19 protein-coding genes are annotated in these 21239 nt (G+C 72.6%); 4 read left to right on the top strand and 15 right to left on the bottom strand.

All coding sequences use genetic code 11. From position 1 onward, the window contains the following. Positions 1–140: 140 nt before the first annotated feature. Positions 141–890, bottom strand: a complete 750-nt coding sequence (locus P3H78_RS26710; protein WP_276111727.1) for an MBL fold metallo-hydrolase — start codon at positions 888–890, stop codon at positions 141–143. A gap of 246 nt (positions 891–1136) precedes the next feature. Next, the gene (locus P3H78_RS26705; RefSeq protein WP_276111726.1) at positions 1137–1724 is read right to left on the bottom strand and encodes a TIGR03086 family metal-binding protein; all 588 of its coding nucleotides are present in this window, start codon (positions 1722–1724) and stop codon (positions 1137–1139) included. A gap of 337 nt (positions 1725–2061) precedes the next feature. Between P3H78_RS26705 and P3H78_RS26700 the strand changes: the two genes are divergently transcribed. After that, positions 2062–2868, top strand: a complete 807-nt coding sequence (locus P3H78_RS26700) for an NAD-dependent epimerase/dehydratase family protein (RefSeq protein WP_276111725.1) — start codon at positions 2062–2064, stop codon at positions 2866–2868. A gap of 268 nt (positions 2869–3136) precedes the next feature. Next, positions 3137–4381, top strand: coding sequence for a TerD family protein (locus tag P3H78_RS26695; RefSeq protein WP_276111803.1), 1245 nt, complete (start codon positions 3137–3139; stop codon positions 4379–4381). A gap of 994 nt (positions 4382–5375) precedes the next feature. On the opposite strand, the gene P3H78_RS26690 is transcribed toward P3H78_RS26695, so the two are convergent. After that, positions 5376–6806 carry a hypothetical protein gene (locus tag P3H78_RS26690; protein ID WP_276111724.1) on the bottom strand — a complete coding sequence of 477 codons (1431 nt, stop codon included), beginning with the start codon at positions 6804–6806 and terminating at the stop codon, positions 5376–5378. 322 nt (positions 6807–7128) lie between these two features. Here P3H78_RS26690 and P3H78_RS26685 point away from each other — a divergent pair, with 322 nt between their 5' ends. Next, positions 7129–8964, top strand: a complete 1836-nt coding sequence (locus P3H78_RS26685) for a DUF8508 domain-containing protein (protein WP_276111723.1) — start codon at positions 7129–7131, stop codon at positions 8962–8964. 127 nt (positions 8965–9091) lie between these two features. Here P3H78_RS26685 and P3H78_RS26680 read toward each other — a convergent pair whose 3' ends face one another. Further along, complete coding sequence (locus P3H78_RS26680) at positions 9092–9640, bottom strand: circumsporozoite protein (RefSeq protein WP_276111722.1); 549 nt, start codon at positions 9638–9640, stop codon at positions 9092–9094. A 191-nt stretch (positions 9641–9831) separates the two neighbouring features. On the opposite strand from P3H78_RS26680, the gene dapA reads away from it, so the two are divergent. Beyond that, positions 9832–10737: a 4-hydroxy-tetrahydrodipicolinate synthase gene (dapA, locus tag P3H78_RS26675; RefSeq protein ID WP_276111721.1), complete on the top strand. Its 906-nt coding sequence runs from the start codon at positions 9832–9834 to the stop codon at positions 10735–10737. Positions 10738–10904: 167 nt separating this feature from the next. Here dapA and P3H78_RS26670 read toward each other — a convergent pair whose 3' ends face one another. The 11 genes from P3H78_RS26670 to P3H78_RS26620 form a co-directional block, all read right to left on the bottom strand. Next, positions 10905–12287 carry a S53 family peptidase gene (locus P3H78_RS26670; RefSeq protein ID WP_276111720.1) on the bottom strand — a complete coding sequence of 461 codons (1383 nt, stop codon included), beginning with the start codon at positions 12285–12287 and terminating at the stop codon, positions 10905–10907. A 356-nt stretch (positions 12288–12643) separates the two neighbouring features. Then, entirely contained in the window at positions 12644–13633 is a 990-nt protein-coding gene (dapD, locus tag P3H78_RS26665; protein WP_276111719.1) for a 2,3,4,5-tetrahydropyridine-2,6-dicarboxylate N-succinyltransferase, read from the bottom strand. Between the two features lie 80 nt (positions 13634–13713). Then, positions 13714–14034 carry a DMT family transporter gene (locus P3H78_RS26660; RefSeq protein ID WP_276111718.1) on the bottom strand — a complete coding sequence of 107 codons (321 nt, stop codon included), beginning with the start codon at positions 14032–14034 and terminating at the stop codon, positions 13714–13716. A 165-nt stretch (positions 14035–14199) separates the two neighbouring features. Next, complete coding sequence (locus tag P3H78_RS26655) at positions 14200–14532, bottom strand: metal-sulfur cluster assembly factor (RefSeq protein WP_030745090.1); 333 nt, start codon at positions 14530–14532, stop codon at positions 14200–14202. Further along, positions 14529–14996, bottom strand: a complete 468-nt coding sequence (sufU, locus tag P3H78_RS26650; RefSeq protein WP_276111717.1) for a Fe-S cluster assembly sulfur transfer protein SufU — start codon at positions 14994–14996, stop codon at positions 14529–14531. The genes P3H78_RS26655 and sufU overlap by 4 nt, the downstream gene beginning before the upstream one ends. A gap of 16 nt (positions 14997–15012) precedes the next feature. Further along, the gene (locus P3H78_RS26645) at positions 15013–16269 is read right to left on the bottom strand and encodes a cysteine desulfurase (RefSeq protein ID WP_276111716.1); all 1257 of its coding nucleotides are present in this window, start codon (positions 16267–16269) and stop codon (positions 15013–15015) included. Then, positions 16266–17030 (bottom strand): Fe-S cluster assembly ATPase SufC, encoded by a 765-nt coding sequence (gene sufC, locus P3H78_RS26640; protein ID WP_276111715.1) that lies wholly within the window; start codon positions 17028–17030, stop codon positions 16266–16268. The genes P3H78_RS26645 and sufC overlap by 4 nt, the downstream gene beginning before the upstream one ends. A 7-nt stretch (positions 17031–17037) precedes the next feature. Continuing rightward, on the bottom strand, positions 17038–17367 hold the full coding sequence (locus tag P3H78_RS26635) for a non-heme iron oxygenase ferredoxin subunit (RefSeq protein WP_276111714.1): 330 nt from the start codon (positions 17365–17367) through the stop codon (positions 17038–17040). Beyond that, the gene (sufD, locus tag P3H78_RS26630) at positions 17364–18584 is read right to left on the bottom strand and encodes a Fe-S cluster assembly protein SufD (RefSeq protein ID WP_276111713.1); all 1221 of its coding nucleotides are present in this window, start codon (positions 18582–18584) and stop codon (positions 17364–17366) included. Before sufD ends, P3H78_RS26635 begins: the two co-directional genes overlap by 4 nt. 56 nt (positions 18585–18640) lie before the next feature. Next, positions 18641–20062, bottom strand: a complete 1422-nt coding sequence (sufB, locus tag P3H78_RS26625) for a Fe-S cluster assembly protein SufB (RefSeq protein ID WP_276111712.1) — start codon at positions 20060–20062, stop codon at positions 18641–18643. Further along, a complete protein-coding gene (locus P3H78_RS26620) occupies positions 20059–20811 on the bottom strand; it encodes a helix-turn-helix transcriptional regulator (protein ID WP_276111711.1) in 753 nt (250 codons plus the stop codon). Before P3H78_RS26620 ends, sufB begins: the two co-directional genes overlap by 4 nt. Between the last annotated feature and the right edge of the window lie 428 nt (positions 20812–21239).

The following is a 21239-nucleotide window of genomic DNA, read 5'->3' as shown; positions in this document are numbered from 1 at the left end:
ACTGTCTACGCGCATCACGCACACGGATGCGAGGGGCGTTACCCGATCGATACGCAATTCCTTCACGGGGGCGCGGCCGCCCGCGGGACCCGCCACTTCCCCGGCCGGCCACCGACGGCGGGCAGCAGGGGAACGGCGCGTCAGAACGTCGTGGTCCCGCCTTCCCTGGCCGCGGTGGTGCGGCCGCCGAACACCGCGGCGGCGCGGTCCACGGCCGACTCGCGGGTGAGCCCGGGGCCCACGTGGGTGACGACGAGGGTGCGGGCGCCCTTGGCGTGGGCGCCCGCGTCCTCGGGCGTCAGATGCACCGGGCGGGCGCCGTCGCGGTGCCGGTCGAGATCGGCCTCGCACAGGAAGACGTCGGCGTGGTGGGCGAGTTCGGTGAGCGCGTCGCAGGGACCGCTGTCGCCCGAGTAGGCGAGGACGCTGCCCTGGGACTCGGCGCGCAGTCCGTAGGCCTCCGTGCCGTGGGCGACGGCGCGGGCGGTCAGGCGCAGGTTCCAGTGCCGGACCTCGTGGCCGTCGTACAGCGGCCGGAAGTCGAGGACGCCGCCGAGGAAGGCCGCATCGGGCCGGCCGAGGAAGCCGGCCAGCCTCCGGGGCAGGTCGGCGGGCGCGTACACCGGGACCGGGACCGGCGGGGTGAGCCCGCCGAACGCGTAGGCGTACACCGCCGCGAGCAGGTCGGCACTGTGGTCCGCGTGGAGGTGGGAGATCCATATCGCGGTGAGCCGGGCCGGGTCGGTGTGCCGCTGGAGCTCGGCGAAGGTGCCCGGCCCGGCGTCCACCCAGACCTCGGCGCCGCCGCCGCGCACCAGGTACCCCGAGCACGGGCGGCCGGGGCCCGGATGCGGGGAGGCGGCGCCGAGGACGGTGAGGCTCAGGGGCATGCCGGGGAGCGTACGGCCGCACGCCCCCGGCCGCTCACCGTTTCGGCCCGTTCGGCCGGTTCTGCCTCTTCGGCCCCTTCCCGCTCACCCGCCCCAGGGCGCGGCGCACATGCCGCGGGTCGCGCGCCCGCCGTCACGCGCACGTTCACCGTGACGCGCCCGCCCGCCCGGGCGCGCACGACCGCTGCGGGGCGCACGATCACCGCGGGGCGCGGCGCGGCCACCGCGGCGTCCGCCCGTCCCCGCTCACGCCTTCCACTGCGGGTCGCGCCCGCTGAGGCCGATCGCACGGTCCAGCAGCGGGGCGTCCTCCGGCACCGGCACGACCGGCCCGAAGAGGCCGCTCCCCCGGTTCGGGGCGTCGACGGCCGTCACCAGGAAGCCGTACGCCGCCCGCAGGGCGGCCGGGTCCGGCTCGTACGGCCGGCCGACGGCGCGGGCCAGGTCCCAGCCGTGGATCACCAGCTCGTCGGCGGCCACCGCGCCGGCCACCGCGCCCGGCAGGTCCACCCCGCCCGCCCGGGTCGCGCCGGTCCAGGCGGCCGGGTCGCGCCAGGCCTCGGCGAGCGCGTCGAGCGCCTCGGGCAGCTCCTCCCGCCAGCCGGGTCCGATGTCCGGCAGCTCGACGTTCGGGCGGGTGTCCGTGGTCGCGCCCAGGTGCTTGCGGCCGGCGTCCCGGAAGGCCACGGACAGTCCCAGCAGGTGCCCGAGCAGGTTGCGCACCGCGCAGTCCGGGCACGGCGTCCGCGCGCCGAGCTGGTGGTCACGCACCTCCTCCGCCAGCCGGGCCACGATCCGGGCCTGCGGGCCCAGGTCGACGATCGGATCGCTCATCGACTGCTCCATCCGTCCACTCCTCGTCCACTGCGGATCTCCCTCCCAGGGTGGACCGCCGGGAGCGGCGCAACTCATCGGTGGGACCGGCGGCACCCGTCCGCTTACGCCATACGCGGCACCGGGGCGGGCCCGTGGGTCCGGCGCGGCACGGCGTCCTGGGCCCGCGCCTCCCGTCGGCGCGCGGACCACCGGGCCCCGGCGCGCTCAACACGGCGGCACGGCAACGCCCTTGACGGGCCGCGACCCCCCTCTTAGCGTGTCCACGGATGTGAATGTCATCCACGGACACGTATATGGACGTGCCATCGGCCGTGCGACCGCGAGGAGACCGAGGATGCCCGCTCCCACCGTCCTGCTCACCGGCGCCGCCGGGCGGATCGGCACCCTGCTGCGGGACCTGCTCCCCGGGTACGGCCACACGCTCCGCCTCCTGGACGTCCGGCCCGTCGAGGGCGCACCGGACGCGATCACCGCGGACCTCGCCGACCGGGACGCGCTGCGCGAGGCGGTCCGGGGCGTGGACGCGATCGTCCACCTGGCGGGGATCTCGCTGGAGGCGCCGTTCGAGAAGATCCTCCGCGCCAACATCGAGGGCACCTACCACCTGTACGAGGCCGCCCGCGAGGAGGGCGTCCGGCGGATCGTCTTCGCCTCCTCCAACCACGCGGTCGGCCACACCCCGCTCCCCCGGGACGGGGACCCGCTGATCCCCGTCGGCACCCCGCACCGGCCGGACACCTTCTACGGCCTGTCGAAGTCCTTCGGGGAGGACCTCGCCCAGCTCTACTGGGACCGGCACGGCCTGGAGACCGTCTCGGTGCGCATCGGCTCCTGCTTCCCCCGGCCGGAGAGTGTGCGGGGGCTCTCGCTGTGGCTGAGCCCGGCCGACTGCGCCCGCCTCGTCCACGCGGCCCTGACCGCCGGGCACGTCGGCCACACCGTCGTGTACGGCTCCTCCGCCAACACCCGTCTGCGGTGGGACCTGACGAGCGCCCGGGCGCTGGGCTACGAGCCGCAGGACGACGCCGAGGCGTACGCGGCGCCGATCGTCGCCGCGCAGGGCGAGCCGGACCCGGACGATCCCGCGCAGGCCCTCCTGGGCGGCCCCTTCGTCACCGACCCGCCGATCTGGCCCCACTGAACGCACCGGCCCACGGGGGTCGTCCTCCCCGGGGACACCTGGCCCGTAGGCCCACCGTCGGCTTCATCAGCGACCGGATCCCGCTGGAGCACCACCCGCAGGTGCGGGAGCAGTTGACGGCCGGAAAGGGGCGGAGGACCGTGGTCGTGCCGCAGGCCGCCGGACGGGGGGCGGCGGGCCGCGGCGGGCGCCGGGACGGGCCCCGGGAGGCGGGCCGCGGGTAAGGGAACGGCAAAGTGATGTCGTTCGTTCACCCGGCATGACCGCTATGACCCCCGGCTCGAACATCCCGCTCTCCGCCGCCCGCGTGACGGTGGACGTCGCCGCCCCGGTGCGGCTCGACGTGTCGGGCCTGCTGCTCACCGCCGACGGCAAGGTGCGCTCCGACGAGGACTTCGTCTTCTACAACCAGCCCTCCGGGCCGGGCGTGACCCACCGCTCCGGCGGCGGCACGGCGCCCGACGCGATCACCGTCGACACCAGCGCCGTGCCGCCGGGCATCGAGAAGATCGTCGTCACCGCCAGCCCGGACGCCGCGGGCCGGACCTTCCAGGGCATCGAGCCCACGGCCACCGTGCGCGACGCGGACGACGGGTCGGTCCTGGCCACCTTCACGCCGCCGCAGCTCGGCGCGGAGACGGCGCTGGTGGTCATGGAGATCTACCTGCGGGACGGCCGGTGGAAGGCCCGCGCCGTCGGCCAGGGGTACGCCGACGGACTCGCCGGCATCGCGACGGACTTCGGCGTGACGGTCGAGGAGCCGCCCGCGCAGGCGGCCCCGGCCGCCCCCGCCGCCCAGCCTCCGGCGGCGCCGCCTGCACCTCCCGCGCAGCCGCCGGCGGCACCCGCCCCGGCGCCCACGGCACCGCAGGCGGCCGCCGCACCCGCCGTTCCCCCGGTGCCCGCCGCACCCCCGGCCGCCGCACCCGGCGCCGGGAAGGTCAACCTGGACAAGGGCCGCGTCAGCCTCCGGAAGAACGAGACGGTGTCCCTGGTCAAGGGCGGCCGCCCGCTGCTGTCGCAGGTCAGGATGGGCCTCGGCTGGGAGCCCGCCTTCCGCGGCGCGGACATCGACCTGGACGCGTCGGTCATCGCCTACGGCCCGCAGCGCAACCACCTCGACAGCTGCTACTTCGGCAAGCTCAGCATCCTGCAGGGCGCCGTCAAGCACTCCGGCGACAACCTCACGGGCGAGGGCGCCGGGGACGACGAGGTGATCGTCGTCGACCTCGGGCGCGTGCCGCAGGAGGTGACCGGCCTCGTCTTCACGGTCAACTCCTTCACCGGGCAGAAGTTCACCGAGGTCGCCAAGGCCTACTGCCGGCTGGTCGACGCGGCCACCGGCGAGGAGCTCGTCCGCTTCGACCTCACCCACGCCGAGCCGCAGACCGGGGTGATGATGGCGAAGCTGGTCCGGCAGTTCTCCGGGGAGTGGGACATGACGGCGCTGGGCGACTTCGTCAAGGCCCGCACCGTGCGCACCATGGTGCAGCCCGCGGCGCAGGCCCTCTAGTGCTGTGACCGGAAAGGTTCACCGGCTCGCGGCGCCCGGCACGGCACCTCGCCGCGGTGTCGCCCCACCCGGGTACCTCCCGTACGCGGGCGACGCTCCCCCACAGCCTGAACGGCGTGGGAGGTGCCCCCGGCACCCGACGCCGCGAGCATCCCGGCACACCCTTCCGGCCACAGCACTAGGGCGGGCCCGCGCGGTGCGGCGGGCCGGTCCGGGGGCCGCTCGGCGGTCCACGGCCGGCCGCGGTCCCTCCGTCGGGAGGGACAGGTGGCGCGTCAGGTGCGTCCCCTGCGGGTCAGCCGGCTCCGAGGCCGTGGCGGCGGCCGCGCGCGAGCCGCAGGGCGAAGGCGGCGGCCGCCGCCCCCGGCAACCGCTCACGGTTGCGCCGGGCATCCGCGCGCATGGCCCTGACCTGCCTCAGCCACCCGCTCCTCGCACACCGGGGACGCCGTCCACTCCAGGCAGTCCCCGGTGCGGGAGCCGGTGCGCCCTCAGCCGCGCTTCCGGCGCTTCCAGGGGCCGGTGACGGGGTCGGGGCCGTGGAGGACGGCGGACCGCGGTGCGGCGCAACCGTCCCGCCCGCGCCTGAACGGGGCCTGAACGCCGGGCGACTGCACCGGGCTCCGTTCCATGAATCCGTGTACGCGACCCCACGGCCGGCAAAAATCCGGCCCGCCGACGGCACCGGCGAAGCGCCCGGACGGCCCCGCGCCCGACCTGCCGACCGGGCCCCGCACCCGTCAACGGCCGCTGCTCCGCGCCCCGTTCGAGCCCCCGCCCCGCACCGGCCGGCCGCATCCGCACGTCCCGACCACGACAGGGCGGACCCCGACGGCCGCCCGGACGGGCAGCGGGCAGGCGACCGAACCACCTGGACGGGGGCGGGCAGCGGGAAGATGCGCCGTCACCGCAGGCGGACCGCCGAGCACACGGGGCCCGGCGGGGCAGGGCGTCCGGCGCGGTGGACGACCGTCCGGCCGGAACCCGGGGTCCGTCAGCAGCCCTGGGCGGACCGCGCCTTGAACGCCGCCTTGCGGGCCTCCTTCGCCACCTTCTTGTCCGGGTGCAGGCGCCCCATGGCCTCCAGCACGTCGGCCGTCGCCGGGTGGTCCACCCGCCAGGCGGCCGCGAAGAAGCCGCTGTGCTGCTGCGCCAGGCCCTCCACGAGACCCTGCAGTTCGGCGGAGTTGCCCTCGGCCGCCAGTTGCGCGGCCAGGGTGTCGACGGTCAGCCAGAACACCATCGCCTCGGACGGCGCCGGCACGTCCGACGCGCCGCGCTCGGTCAGCCACACCCGGGCCAGGCCGCCCAGCTCCGCATCGCCGAGCACCTCCCGCAGCGCCGGCTCCGCCTGCCCGCCGACCAGGGACAGCGCCTGCTGGCAGCGCAGCCGCCGCAGCGGCGCCCCGCTGTCGGCGCCGCGGGCCGCCGCGAGCAACTCCCGTGCCGCGAGGAGCGGTTCGCGGCGCGCCAGCCACTGCTCGATCTCCGCCTGCGCGGCCTCGGGCGGGAAGTGGGCGGTGCCGTCGAGGAGCGCGTCCGCGCCCTTGCCCACGAGGTCGCCGACCGCCGGCGCCTCGAATCCCGCCTCCAGCAGCCGGGCGCGCAGCCCGTACCGCCCGAGCGGGGTCAGCCGCACCATGCCGTAGCGGGCGACGTCCACGTCGTCCTCCACCGGCGCCCCGGGCTCGTCGTCGGCGTCGGCCATGAGCGCCTCGTCGACCGGCCGGTACTCCACCAGCCCGACCGGCTCCAGCAGCCGGAACTGGTCGTCCAGCCGCATCATGGCGTCGGAGACCTGCTCCAGCACGTCGTTCGTCGGCTCGCCCATGTCGCTGGGCACGATCATGGAGGCGGCCAGCGCGGGGAGCGGCACGGGGCCGTCGCCGGGGCCCTCCTCGCCGACCGTGAGCAGGTAGAGGTTGGCCAGCACGCCGTCGAGGAACTCGGCCTCGCCCTCCGGGTCCCAGTCGAGGGACGACAGGTCGACCGTGCCGGTCTCGTCCAGCGCGTCGACCAGGCCCTCCAGGTCGGGCACGCTCGCGTCGGCCAGCGCGGTCTCCAGGGCGCCCCGCCACACGGTGAGCACGTCGTGGGGGGTGCCGCCGGTGAGCAGGCCGAGGTCGGCGCCGGCCGTGACGGTGCCCTCCTCCTCGTCGGTGATCTCGACGAGGCCGGTGTCGACGGCGACCCGCCAGGCCTCGCTCGCCGAGGCGGCCGCGTCGTCGCCGCTCAGCCCGAGCTCCTCGGCGGCGGCGGGCAGCTGCTCGTCCACCAGCCCGCCGCCGGCGTCGACGCGGGTGCCGGGGCCGGCCCAGCGGGCCAGGCGCGCGGCGCGCGACAGCAGCGGGGCGGCGAGCGCCTCCCGGGCCAGCTCCGGTTCGGAAGTCAGCCGCACCGGCGGCAACGGGGACCTGTCTGACATCGGGTGGTTCTCCTAGGGCGCCTTTTGAGGCCTCACGACCGTCCGGACGCCGCACGGCCGCCCCTGAGGAGCGGTGCACGGCTCAACCCCTCAGCCTAGACGGATTTGGCCCCATGCCACCCGGTTCATCTCACGGCCAACGGGCGTACATGGCCGAAACCTTGACAACTACCCCACCTACACAGGAGATTGACGCGCGTAGAAATTCGGGGGACAGATGTTCACCGACTCTGCGCGCGTCGCCTCCGCCCCACCGGTCGCGGCCACGGTTCCACGCTCCACCCTGACCCGGCGCTCACGTACGCCCCCCGGAGGGATTCCGTTGCCGAGCAAGTCTTCCGCGCGTCTCGCCGCGCTGACCGTCGCCGCCGTCTGTTCCGCGGCGGCGACCTTCCAGCTGATCGTCGCTCCCGCACCCGCCCACGCGGACTCCGTGCGCATCCACGACATCCAGGGCACCACCCGCATATCCCCGTACGCCGGCCAGAAGGTCACCGACGTGCCGGGCATCGTCACGGGCGTCCGCACCTACGGCTCGTCCAAGGGCTTCTGGATGCAGGACCCGAACGCCGACGACAACCCGGCCACCAGCGAGGGCGTCTTCGTCTTCACCAGCTCCGCCCCGAAGGTCGCCGTCGGCGACTCCGTGACGGTCACCGGCACGGTCTCGGAGTACGTCCCGGGCGGCGCCTCCTCGGGCAACCAGTCGGTGACCGAGATCGGCAAGCCCGCGGTGACCGTGGTGTCCAGCGGCAACGCGGTCCCGGCCCCGGTCGTCGTCGACGCGAACTCCGTGCCCGCGCAGTACGCCCCGGCGGGCGACACCGCCGCGAGCGGCTCCGTCAACGCCCTGCCGCTGCAGCCGTCGACGTACGCCCTGGACTACTACGAGTCCCTGGAGGGCATGAACGTCCAGGTCGCCGACGCCCGCGTGGTGACCGGCACCGACCCGTACAGCGAACTGTGGGTCACGGTGAAGCCGCACGAGCACCGCAACCGCCGCGGCGGCACGGTGTACGGCTCCTACGACTCCCAGAACACCGGCCGGCTGCAGATCCAGTCGCTGGGCGCGACCGCCGCCTTCCCCGTCGCGAACGTCGGCGACACCCTCGCCGGCACCACCACCGGCCCGCTGGACTACAACCAGTACGGCGGCTACACGCTGGTCGCCGGGCAGATGGGCACGCTGAAGCAGGGCGGCCTGCAGCGGGAGACCACCCGCAAGCAGTCCCGGGGCCAGCTGGCCGTGGCCACGTACAACGTGGAGAACCTGGACCCCTCGGACACCACCTTCGCCGCGCACGCCGCCGCGATCGTGAACAACCTCCAGTCGCCCGACATCGTGTCCCTGGAGGAGATCCAGGACGACAACGGGGCCACCGACGACGGCACGGTCGACGCGACGCAGACGGTGACGAAGCTGATCGACGCGATCGTCGCGGCGGGCGGCCCGAAGTACGACTGGCGCTCGATCGACCCGGTCAACGACCAGGACGGCGGCGAGCCCGGCGGCAACATCCGCCAGGTGTTCCTCTTCAACCCGCAGCGGGTCTCCTTCACCGACCGCGCCGGCGGCGACTCGACCACCGCGGTCGGCGTCACCAAGGTGCACGGCAAGGCGGCCCTGACCGCCTCCCCCGGCCGGATCGACCCGGCGAGCGACGCCTGGAAGAGCAGCCGCAAGCCGCTGGCCGGCGAGTTCGTCTTCCGGGGCCGCACGGTCTTCGTGATCGCCAACCACTTCGCCTCCAAGGGCGGCGACCAGGGGCTGACCTCGCAGTACCAGCCGCCGGTGCGCAGCTCGGAGACCCAGCGCCACCTGCAGGCGACGGAGGTGAACTCCTTCGTCAAGGACATCCTGAAGGTCCAGAAGAACGCGGACGTCATCGCCCTCGGCGACATGAACGACTTCGAGTTCTCCGGCACCGCCACGATCCTCGAGGGCGACGGCGCGCTGTGGTCGGCGATCAAGTCGCTGCCCCGCAGTGAGCGGTACACCTACGACTACCAGGGCAACGAGCAGGTCCTGGACCAGATCCTGATCAGCCCGTCGATCCGCCGTGCGCACACCTTCGCCTACGACAGCGTGCACATCAACTCGGAGTTCCACGACCAGATCAGCGACCACGACCCGCAGGTCCTGCGCTTCCGCCCGTAGCGGACCGGCCGCCGCCCGCCGGGGCCGTGCCCGTGCCCACGGCGGACGCGGCGCCCGCGGGCGCACGCGGACGAGGGCCGTCCTCCGCCTTCCGGGCGGGGGACGGCCCTCGTGCGTACGGTGCGGGTCAGTGGCGTCCGGCCCGTCGGCGAGCCAGCACCCCGGCGGCGGCCAGCGCCGCCACGGCCCCGGCCGCGATCAGCAGCGGCCGCGGATCGTTGCGGCAGGACCGCACGGCGGAACGCACCGGGCCGGGGAGCGACTCCTCGACCGTGTGGCCCGCGTCCGCGGCCCGGTCGTGGACCGTGTGCCCGGCGTGGACCGCCCGCTCGTGGGCGCGGTGCCCGGCGTGGACCGCCCGCTCCTGGGCCTGGTGCCCGGCGTGCGAGGCGCGTTCCTGCGCCCGGTGCCCCGCCCTGGCGGCCGTCTCCTGCATCCGGTGCCCGGCGTGCGAGGCACTGCCGCGCAGCTGGACCGTCATGGCACCGGCCTTGTCCTTCAGATCGGCGGCACGGGCCTTCGCCCGGCCCCGCACGTCCGCCTTCCCTGCCAATTCCGCGGCGGCGTCGCCCGGTCGGCCGCGGCCCTCGTCGAGCTGCCGCCGCATCTCGTCGGGCCCCTTCGCGCCGGAGGCCGGGGTGGACCGGCCGTCCGCTCCCTGTGTGCTGTCCGTCATCGGTGGTGTGCCCTTCCGTGGTCTGGTCCGGCCCCGTGGGCGTCCGGCCTCCCGGGGGACCGCACCCACCGGGTACCCCGGGTCTTCCCCGCTACCCCTCGGCCCCGCGACCCGACCTCGAAGTGACGCTTACCCTTAATCCGTAGAAGAATTAAGTGGAGCTTCACCGTCGTGCTGTCGAGACTGCTGGCATGACGACCACAGCGACCGTGCCCCCTCCCTTCGGCCGGGCCCTCTGCGCGATGATCACGCCGTTCACCGCCTCGGGCGACCTCGACCTCGACGGCGCCGGACGCCTCGCCGGGCACCTGGTCTCCGAGGGCTGCGACGGCCTGGTCCTCAACGGCACCACGGGCGAGTCCCCCACCACGTCGGACGCCGAGAAGTCGGCGCTGGTGCGGGCCGTGCGGCGGGCGGTCGGCGACCGGGCGGCGATCGTCACCGGTGTCGGGACCGCCGACACCCGGCACACGGTCGAGCTGGCGCTCCAGGCCGAGAAGGCCGGCGCGGACGGCGTGCTCGTGGTCACGCCGTACTACAGCAGACCGCCGCAGGACGCGCTGGAGGCGCACTTCCGCGAGGTCGCCGACGCCTCCGGGCTGCCCGTCATGCTCTACGACATCCCGGGCCGCACCGGCACGCGCATCGAGCCCGACACCCTCGTCCGCCTGGCCGGGCACCCCCGCATCGTGGCGGTCAAGGACTGCTCCTACGACACCCTCGGCGCCCTGCGCGTGATGGCCGCCACCGACCTCGCCCTCTACGCGGGCTGCGACGAGCACACCCTGGCGCTGTACGCGATGGGCGGCGCCGGCTGCGTCAGCACCGTCGCGAACGCCGTCCCGGGCCGGGTCCGCGCCGTCCTGGACGCCTTCGACGCCGGGGACACGGCCCGCGCCGCCCGGCTGCAGCGCGAGGCCGCCGGCCTGATCACGGCGATGACGGCCGCCGGCCTGCCCGGCACGGTCACCGCCAAGGCCCTCCTCGCCGCCCTCGGCCGGCCGGCGGGCCCGGTCCGGCCGCCGCTGCGCGGGGCCGACGAGGACACGGTCCGCGACCTGCTGTCCACGTACCGGTCGCTGGAGCAGGCGGCGTAGACACACCGCCCGGACCCGGTCCGGAGAAACACCGGAGCGCCCTCCCGAGACGGAAGGGCGCGCCGGGCCGATCACCGAGCCGTGGAAGAGCGGGGACCCGCGAACGGATCCCGAGTCGTCCTCTTCCCACGAACCGCGCGGTGGTCCGCTTCGGGGACGGTGTGCCCTCAGCCCTGCCTGGCCAGGGCCGGGACGAAGCGGGCCGCGTCGACCGTGCCGATGCCGGTCGCCATGTCGTAGCCCTTCACCGCGGTGTAGCCGGGGACTCCCGCGAAGCTGTTGTTCGTGCCGTCCTTCACATCCACGATGCCGGTGGACGGGTTCCGGGAGGACTGCGCGAACAGCGTGTACAGCGCCTGGTGGATGTCGCCCAGCCGGTGTCCGGCGACCTGGTCGGCCAGGGCCACGATGCCCGCGAAGAGCGGGGTGGCCGCGCTGGTGCCGACGCAGACGTCCCAGCCGACCCGCTTCGGGTCGTAGCTGGAGTACACCCACGCGCCGCCGTTCTTCGCCGCGGACATCGAGACGTCGGAGGTGCCGCGGCGGTCGCCGACCACCTGCTCGACCCCGTTCTGGTACGGGGGACGGGCGAAGACGTGGGAGACGCCGCCGCCGCTGGCGCCGTCGTCGTTGTAGACACTGTCCGGCGCGACGCGGTCGCCCTTGGCGTCCAGGTGCATCTGGGTGCCGCCGACCGAGACGGCCAGCGGGTCGGAGGACGGCCAGGCGTTGACCCTGTACGGGTAGTCGGCCTTGACGTTCGTGGTGGCGTTGGTGGCTCCGCCGTCTCCGGAGGAGGCGAGGACGGTCACACCGCGCCGGGCCGCGGCCTTGAAGGCGTACCGCAGGTTCTGGATGCTGGAGAAGTCACCGCGGCGGAAGCCGGGGAAGTTGTTCTCCGTCGCACCGAAACTCTGGCTGATCACATCGCCCACACCGCGGTCGACGAGCGACTTCTCGGCGTCCATCATCTCGCGCAGGCCGGTGATGCCGTCCCCGCTCCCGCCGTCCCCGGTCTCCACCAGGACGATGTGCGCGTCCGGGGCGACGGCGTGCGCCATCTCCACGTCGAGGGTGCTCTCCCCGGCCCAGCTGAGGTGGTCGGGCCTGGCGGGGTCGAAGCGCGGGACGGTGCCCCACCTGACCACGTCGACGTGGGTGCTCCTCATACCGAACCGCGCGCTGTAGACGTCCAGGTCGTGCTGGATGGTCGGCGAGCCGATGGAATCCACGATCACGATCGTGCGCCCCTTGCCGGTGACTCCCGCCCGGTGCAGCGGGTTCAGGCCGTACGCCTGCCGGTACTGGGTCGGGGTGTAACAGGAGATCTGCCACTTCGCCCGGCACTGCCCGGTGGTCAGCAGGCTGCGGACCGTGGTCTCCGACTGCTGCCCGGCCACTGCCGGCACGGCGGTGGCCCCGTGCGCCGAAGGCCCGGGTGCGGCGGCCACAGGCCCGGACGCGACGGAGGATATGAGCGCGCCATAGGCGAGGGTGGCGACCCCGGCCGCTGCGGCCGTGATACGACGCCACGCACGAACTCCGCGCATGATCACTTCCCTTGCGAGGTGAGACCCCCCTCGACGGGCTACTGCCATCCCACCCCGAAGCCCTGCGCAGAACAAGGGCTCACCCCTGTGCCACTTCTCACTTATGTATCGCTTGTGACAAATGCCCGATTCAAGACCGTATGACCATATCGAGCATGCACCGTGCGGCCCGGGTGGCGTGCGAGGCCCGCACGCCACCTCCGCCGAGCCCGGCGCCACACGGACGAGCGCCCTTCCCCGGCCGTCCTCGGCCGGGGAAGGGCGCTCACGATGACCACCGTCGACGACTGCCGGCAACTCGGCGGCGGGTCAGGACGTTGATCGGCAGGGCGGCCGCAGATCAAGGCCGCCGACGGTCAGTTGTGGCTGTGCAGGATCTCGTTCAGGCCGCCCCAGACGGCGTTGTTCGGGCGGGCCTCGACCGTGCCGGTGACCGAGTTGCGGCGGAAGAGGATGTTCGAGGCGCCGGACAGCTCGCGGGCCTTGACGATCTGGCCGTCGGGCATGGTGATCCGGGTGCCGGCGGTGACGTAGAGGCCGGCCTCCACGACGCACTCGTCGCCCAGCGCGATGCCCACGCCCGCCTCGGCGCCGACCAGGCAGCGCTCGCCGATGGAGATGATCACGTTGCCGCCGCCGGACAGGGTGCCCATGGTGGAGGCGCCGCCGCCGATGTCGGAGCCGTCGCCGACGACGACGCCGGCCGAGATGCGGCCCTCGACCATGGAGGTGCCGAGGGTGCCCGCGTTGAAGTTGACGAAGCCCTCGTGCATCACGGTCGTGCCCGCGGAGAGATGGGCGCCGAGGCGGACCCGGTCGGCGTCGGCGATCCGCACGCCCTTCGGGGCGACGTAGTCCGTCATGCGGGGGAACTTGTCGACGGAGGTCACCTGGAGGTGCAGGCCCTCGGCGCGGGCGTTCAGGCGGACCTTCTCGATCTCGTCGACGGCGACCGGGCCGAGCGAGGTCCAGGCCACGTTGGCGAGGAAGCCGAACATGCCGTCCAGGCTCTGCCCGTGCGGCTTGACCAGGCGGTGGGAGAGCAGGTGCAGGCGCAGGTAGACGTCGTGGGCGTCGACCGGCTTCTCGTCGAGGGAGGCGATGACCGTGCGGACCGCGACCACCTCGACGCCCCGGCGGGCGTCCGGGCCGATCGCGCGGGCGGCGCCCTCCCCGAGCAGCTCCACGGCACGCTCGGCGGACAGCCGCTCGGTGCCGGTCGGGCCCGGCTCCCCGGCCAGCTCGGGAGCGGGGAACCAGGTGTCGAGGACGGTGCCGTCGGAGGCGATGGTGGCCAGGCCGGCGGCCACGGCGCCGGTGGCGCGGGGAGCAGTCGTGTCGGTCATGGGGGCAACCTAACCGTCCGGGGCCCACCGAGGCGAACCCGCCCCGGCCCGTCCCACCTCGTGGTCCGCGCCCCTCGGGCTCAGTGGGCCCCGCCGAGGCTGAGCACGACCACACCGCCGACGATCAGGACGATCCCGGCGACCCTGGCCACGGTCAGCCCCTCCCCGAACAGCACCAGCCCGATCGCCGCGACGGTCGCCGTGCCGACCCCCGACCAGATCGCGTAGGCGGTACCGATGGAGACGGTCCGCAGGGTCCGGGCGAGCAGGGCGAAGGACACCACGTACCCGAGGACGGTCACCAGGGAGGGCACGAGCCGGCTGAAGCCGTCGCTGTACTTCATGGCCGTCGTGGCGGCGACCTCGGCGGCGATCGCCCCGGCGAGCGTCAGGTATCCCATGCGGGGAGCGTAGGCGCTGCCGCCGGGCTCCCGGCAGCCCCGCGACGTCTGCGGGCGCCGGGCACGCGAAGGCGGCGGCACCCTTGCCGGGCGCCGCCGCCGTCCGTCACGCCGGGAGAAGCCGGTGGACCCCCGGAGGCCGAGGAAGCTCGGCCGCCGTCGACCTCAGACGTTGAAGCCGAGCGCCCGCAGCTGCTCGCGCCCGTCGTCCGTGATCTTGTCCGGGCCCCACGGCGGCATCCAGACCCAGTTGATGCGCAGCTCGTTGACGAGGCCGTCCGTGGCGGACTTGGCCTGGTCCTCGATGACGTCCGTCAGCGGGCAGGCCGCCGACGTCAGGGTCATGTCGACGGTGGCGATGTTCGCGTCGTCGACGTGGATGCCGTAGATCAGGCCGAGGTTGACGACGTCGATGCCCAGTTCGGGGTCGACGACGTCCATCAGGGCCTCACGGAGTTCCTCCTCCGAGGCCGGCTTCATCTCCACGGTGTCGCTCATGCCGTCTTCCTTTCGGCGTCGGCCCCGTCCAGTGCCTGGGCCGTCGCGTCCTTCCACGCCATCCAGCTGAGGAGGGCGCACTTGACCCGGGCCGGGTACTTGGACACCCCGGCGAACGCGACCGCGTCCTCCAGGACGTCCAACATCGCGTCGTCGGGCTCGATTCGGCCCTTGGACTGCATCAGCTCCAGGAAGGTCTCCTGGATCCGCTGCGCGTCGGCCAGCTCCTTGCCGACGAGGAGTTCGTTCAGCACGGACGCCGAGGCCTGGCTGATGGAGCAGCCCTGGCCCTCGTACGAGACGTCCTGGACGGTCGTGCCGTCGTACTTCACGCGGAGCGTGATCTCGTCACCGCACGTCGGGTTGACGTGGTGCACCTCGGCGTCGCCGTCCCGGAGACCACGCCCGTGAGGGTTCTTGTAGTGGTCCAGGATGACTTCCTGGTACATCGAATCCAGCTTCACGTTTTCAGCACGCCCTTCAGCCGAAGAAGTTCCGTACGTGCTCCAGGCCGTCGACCAGAGCGTCGATCTCGGCCGGCGTGGAGTACAGGTAGAACGACGCTCGCGTGGTCGCAGGAATTCCGTAGCGCAGGCAGACGGGGCGCGCGCAGTGGTGGCCGACGCGGACCGCGATGCCCTGCTCGTCGAGGACCTGGCCCACGTCGTGCGGGTGGATGTCACCCAGGGTGAAGGAGATCGCCGCGCCCCGGTCCTCGGCCGTGGACGGGCCGATGATCCGCAGGTCGGGGACCTCCGCCAGGCGCCGCACCGCGTACTCGGTGAGCGCGTGCTCGTGGGCGAGGATCTTCTCCATGCCGATCGCGTTCAGGTAGTCGATCGCGGCGCCGAGACCGACCGCCTGGGCGATCGGCGGGGTGCCCGCCTCGAACTTGTGCGGCGCCGGCGCGTACGTCGAGGAGTGCATCGACACCGTCTCGATCATCTCGCCGCCGCCGAGGAACGGAGGCAGGTCCTCCAGGAGCTCCTGGCGGCCCCAGAGCACGCCGATGCCGGTCGGGCCGCACATCTTGTGGCCGGTGAAGGCCACGAAGTCGGCCTGGAGGGCCTGCACGTCCAGCGGCATGTGCGGCGCGGCCTGCGAGGCGTCGATGCAGACCAGCGCACCGACCTCCTGCGCCCGGCGGACTATCGCCTCGACCGGGTTGACGGTGCCCAGGATGTTGGACACCAGCACGAAGGAGACGATCTTGGTCTTCTCGGTGATGACCTCGTCGATGTTCGACAGGTCGAGGCGGCCGTCGTCGGTGAGGCCGAACCACTTCAGCTTCGCGCCCGTGCGCTGCGCCAGCAGCTGCCACGGCACGATGTTGGAGTGGTGCTCCATCTCCGTGATGACGATCTCGGTCTCGTGGTCCACCCGGTAGGGCTCGTCGGCCCAGCCGAGCATGTTCGCGACCAGGTTCAGCGACTCGGAGGCGTTCTTGGTGAAGATCACCTCGTCGCGGCTGGGCGCGTTGACGAACGCGGCGACCTTGTCGCGCGCGCCCTCGTACAGCGCCGTGGCCTCCTCGGCGAGCACATGCACACCGCGGTGGACGTTGGCGTTGTACCGCTCGTAGTACTCACTCAGGGCGTCCAGCACCTGGCGCGGCTTCTGCGAGGTCGCCGCGTTGTCCAGGTACACGAGCTTCCGGCCGTCGTGGACCTGGCGGTCCAGGATGGGGAAGTCCTTGCGGATCGCCTCGGTGTCGAGGAGGCCCGGCAGCTGTGTCACGCGGATGCGCCACCCTTCACGTATGCCTCGTAGCCCTCGTTCTCCAGCTTGTCGGCGAGCTCGGCACCGCCGGACTCGACGATCCGGCCGCCGGAGAAGACGTGGACGAAGTCGGGCTTGATGTAGCGCAGGATGCGCGTGTAGTGCGTGATCAGCAGGGTGCCGACCTCGCCGGATTCGCGAACGCGGTTGACGCCCTCGGAGACGATGCGGAGCGCGTCGACGTCCAGGCCGGAGTCGGTCTCGTCGAGGATCGCGACCTTGGGCTTGAGCAGCTCCAGCTGGAGGATCTCGTGGCGCTTCTTCTCACCGCCGGAGAAGCCCTCGTTGACGTTGCGCTCGGCGAAGGAGGGGTCCATGGAGAGGCGCTCCATGGTCTCCTTGACCTCCTTCACCCAGGTGCGCAGCTTGGGGGCCTCGCCGCGGACGGCGGTGGCGGAGGTGCGCAGGAAGTTGGAGACGGAGACGCCGGGGACCTCGACCGGGTACTGCATCGCCAGGAACAGGCCGGCGCGGGCGCGCTCGTCGACGGACATCTCCAGGACGTCCTCACCGTCGAGGGTGACGGTGCCGCCGGTGATCGTGTACTTGGGGTGACCCGCGAGCGAGTAGGCGAGGGTCGACTTGCCCGAGCCGTTGGGGCCCATGATGGCGTGCGTCTCGCCCTGCTTCACGGTCAGGTCGACACCCTTGAGGATCTCCTTCGTGGCGTTGTCGGCCTCGACGGTGACGTGCAGGTCTCGGATTTCAAGCGTTGCCATGGGTGCCTCAGGACTCCTGGGTGAGGGAGACGAACACGTCGTCCCCTTCGATCTTTACGGGGTATACGGGGACGGGGCGCGTCGCGGGAAGACTGTCGGGCTTGCCGGAGCGGAGGTCGAAGCGCGAGCCGTGCAGCCAGCACTCGATGTGGCAGTCGTCGACCTCGCCCTCGGCGAGCGAGACGTTCGCGTGCGAGCAGATGTCGTAGATGGCGAACACGTCGCCCTCGGTCCTGACGACCGAGACCGGTGTGCCGTCGAGTTCCACCCGCTTCGGGGTGTCCTCCTCCAGCTCGCTCAGGCCGCAGACACGGACGAACGCCGAGGGGGCTGTCATGCGACCGATGCCTCCAGCTCCTCTTCGATCTTGGCGATCAGGCGCTCCTCGATGTCCTCGACGCCGATCTGCTGGACCAGCTCGGCGAAGAACCCGCGGACCACCAGGCGGCGCGCCTCGTGCTCCGGGATGCCGCGGGCCATCAGGTAGAAGAGCTGCTCGTCGTCGAAGCGGCCGGTGGCGGAGGCGTGGCCGGCGCCGACGATCTCGCCGGTCTCGATCTCCAGGTTCGGCACCGAGTCGACGCGCGCGCCGTCCGTGAGGACGAGGTTGCGGTTCATCTCGTAGGTGTCGGTGCCCTCGGCCCTGGCCTCGATGAGGACGTCGCCGATCCACACGGCGTGCGCGCTCTCGCCCTGCAGCGCGCCCTTGTAGGCGACGTTGGACTTGCAGTGCGGGGTGTTGTGGTCGACCAGCAGGCGGTGCTCCTGGTGCTGGCCGGAATCGGTGAAGTACAGGCCGAACAGCTCGGCCTCGCCACCGGTGCCGGCGTAGGCGACGCGCGGGTGCAGGCGCACGAGGTCGCCGCCGAAGGTGACCACGAAGGACTTGAAGGTGGCGTCCCGGCCGATCAGGGCGTTGTGCTGGCCGACGTGGACGGCCTTGTCGTCCCAGTCCTGGACGGAGACGACGGTGAGCTTCGCGCCGTCGCCGAGGAGGTAGTCGACGTTGGCGGCGAGCACCGCGTCGCCGGTGTGGTCGATGACCACGACGGCTTCGGCGAAGGCGCCCAGCTCGATCACCTGGTGGCCGTAGGCGACCCCGCCCTCGCCGTGCACGACGATGCGGATCGGCTCGGTGAGCACCGTCTCCTTGGGGACGGTGACCACGCCGGCCTTCTCGAACGCCGAGTACGCCTGGGCGGCGACGCGGTCCACCGGGGTACCGGCGCGGCCGATGCGGGCGTCGTCGCGGCCGACGGTCTCGACGATCACGCCCTCGGGGGCCTGGACGTCCACCTTCAGGCCGTCGCCGGTGGCGACCGCGGTGCCGTCGTGCAGCCCGCGCAGCCGCTCCAGCGGGGTGAACCGCCACTCCTCCTCGCGACCGTGGGGGACCGGGAAGTCCGCCACGTCGAAGGACGGGGGCGCGCTCATGCGCGTGGCGACGGTCGACTCGGCGGCCACCGCGATCTGGCCGGTGGTCGTGGACCCGACCGGTGGGGGTCCCCCCGCCCGGACGGAGTTGAGGGCGGGGGAGTTCTGAGCCTCAGCCATGGCTGTCGGTCTGCTCGCTTTCTTGCGTGAGGGACGTGATGGGAGGAGGGCGGTGCTTAGCCGACCGCGCCTTCCATCTGGAGCTCGATCAGCCGGTTGAGTTCGAGCGCGTACTCCATGGGCAGTTCCTTGGCGATCGGCTCGACGAAGCCGCGCACGATCATCGCCATCGCCTCGAACTCCGAGAGGCCGCGGCTCATCAGGTAGAAGAGCTGGTCCTCGGAGACCTTGGAGACGGTCGCCTCGTGGCCCATGGACACGTCGTCCTCACGGACGTCGACGTACGGGTACGTGTCGGAGCGGGAGATGGTGTCGACGAGCAGCGCGTCGCAGAGCACGTTCGACTTGGAGCCGTGGGCACCCTCACCGATCTCGACCAGACCGCGGTAGGACGTGCGGCCGCCGCCGCGCGCCACGGACTTCGACACGATGTTGGACGAGGTGTTCGGCGCCATGTGGACCATCTTGGAGCCGGCGTCCTGGTGCTGGCCCTCGCCGGCGAAGGCGATGGAGAGGGTCTCGCCCTTGGCGTGCTCGCCCATCAGGTAGACGGCCGGGTACTTCATCGTCACCTTGGAGCCGATGTTGCCGTCGATCCACTCCATGGTCGCGCCCTCGTAGGCCACGGCGCGCTTGGTGACCAGGTTGTAGACGTTGTTGGACCAGTTCTGGATGGTCGTGTAGCGGCAGCGGGCGTTCTTCTTGACGATGATCTCGACGACCGCGGAGTGCAGCGAGTCCGACTTGTAGATCGGCGCGGTGCAGCCCTCGACGTAGTGCACGTAGGCGCCCTCGTCGACGATGATCAGGGTCCGCTCGAACTGGCCCATGTTCTCGGTGTTGATCCGGAAGTAGGCCTGGAGCGGGATCTCCACGTGCACGCCCTTCGGCACGTAGATGAAGGAGCCGCCGGACCACACGGCCGTGTTCAGCGAGGCGAACTTGTTGTCGCCCGCCGGGATGACGGTGCCGAAGTACTCCTTGAAGAGCTCCGGGTGCTCCTTGAGCGCGGTGTCGGTGTCCAGGAAGATGACGCCCTGCTCCTCCAGGTCCTCGCGGATCTGGTGGTAGACGACCTCCGACTCGTACTGCGCCGCGACACCGGCGACGAGGCGCTGCTTCTCCGCCTCGGGGATGCCGAGCTTGTCGTACGTGTTCTTGATGTCCTCGGGCAGGTCCTCCCAGGACTCCGCCTGCTTCTCCGTGGAGCGCACGAAGTACTTGATGTTGTCGAAGTCGATCCCCGACAGGTCCGAGCCCCAGTTCGGCATGGGCTTCTTCCCGAAGAGCCGCAGGCCCTTCAGGCGCAGCTTGGTCATCCACTCCGGCTCGGACTTCTTGTCCGAGATGTCGCGGACGACCTCCTCGTTCAGGCCGCGCCGCGCGGAGGCACCGGCCGTGTCGGAGTCGGCCCAGCCGTACTCGTACTTGCCCAGGCCCTCGAGTTCGGGGTGAGCAGTCTCCGTGGGGAGAGTCATGCGGGGTTCCTCCCGGTGGTGCTGGCAGATGCGTCGTTGGAAATCTTGGGGATGAACGTCGTGCAGACGCCGTCGCCGTGGGCGATGGTCGCCAGTCGCTGGACGTGGGTTCCGAGCAGCTCGGCGAAGATCTCCGTCTCCGCCTCGCACAGCTGGGGGAACTGCTCCGCGACGTGGGCCACCGGGCAGTGGTGCTGGCAGAGCTGCTCACCCCGCTGGGGGTGCGGCGCGCTGCGCGCCGTAGCAGCGTAGCCGTCCGCCGTGAGGGCCCTGGCGAGGGCCTCGGCGCGCTTGTCGGGCTCGGCGTCGGCCACGGCCCGGCGGTAGGCGCCCGACTGGGCGGCGATACGGGCCCGCGCGAAGGCGGCGACGGCCTCCTGGCCGCCCTCCCGCTCGGCGATCCACCGCAGGGCGTCCGCAGCCAGCGCGTCGTAGGACTGGTCGAAGGCGTCGCGGCCGCAGTCGGTGAGGGCGAACACCTTGGCGGGGCGGCCGCGGGTCCGGGCGCCGTAGACGCGCTGCTCGCGCGGCTCGACCACGTCGTCGGCGGCCAGGGCGTCGAGGTGGCGCCGGACGGCGGCCTGGGTGAGCTCCAGGCGCACGGCCAGTTCGGCGACGGTCGACGGGCCGTGGTCCAGGATGGACCGCGCGACCCGGTTGCGCGTCGATCGATCCGAGCGCATCCCGGCCGCGAGCTCCTCCTGCGGGGCCCCTCGAGGGGCCTCCCGAGCCTCGCCGACGTTTTTCACAACGCCATTGTTGCGTAATTCCTCAGAGCCTGACAAGCGCGGTCCCGGCGGGCGGGCGGTGCCCTGCGTCACTTAGGTCTGCCTAATCCGACCTGCGGAAACGATCTCTGATCGATCATCGCCGGGGGCGCACCGCACCCCTCCCGCCAGGGCGGACGCCCCGGTCCCGGTTCACCCGTGCGAGTGGGCCGGGCGCGCCCCGGCGGACCCGCGGGGCGCCAGGACCCTCCCGGCGCGCCCCCGCGGAACCCGCCCGCCGGGGAGTTCCCGCACCCGCCCGCCGGACGCCCGCGGCACGTACCTAGTGCCGCATCAGACAACGTTCGCCCTGTAGCGCCGCTGGAAAACTCGTCAAAATAGTGTCCTCGCCGGAGCCCTGGAAGGTCCCATCCTGGCTCCTGATGGACGGCTGAGCGGATGCAGGGTCC

The organism is Streptomyces tropicalis, from assembly GCF_029269835.1.
GTDB lineage: Bacteria > Actinomycetota > Actinomycetes > Streptomycetales > Streptomycetaceae > Streptomyces > Streptomyces tropicalis.
The sequence above is the reverse complement of the archived record's forward strand: the minus strand, read 5'-3'. Positions and strand labels throughout refer to the sequence as shown.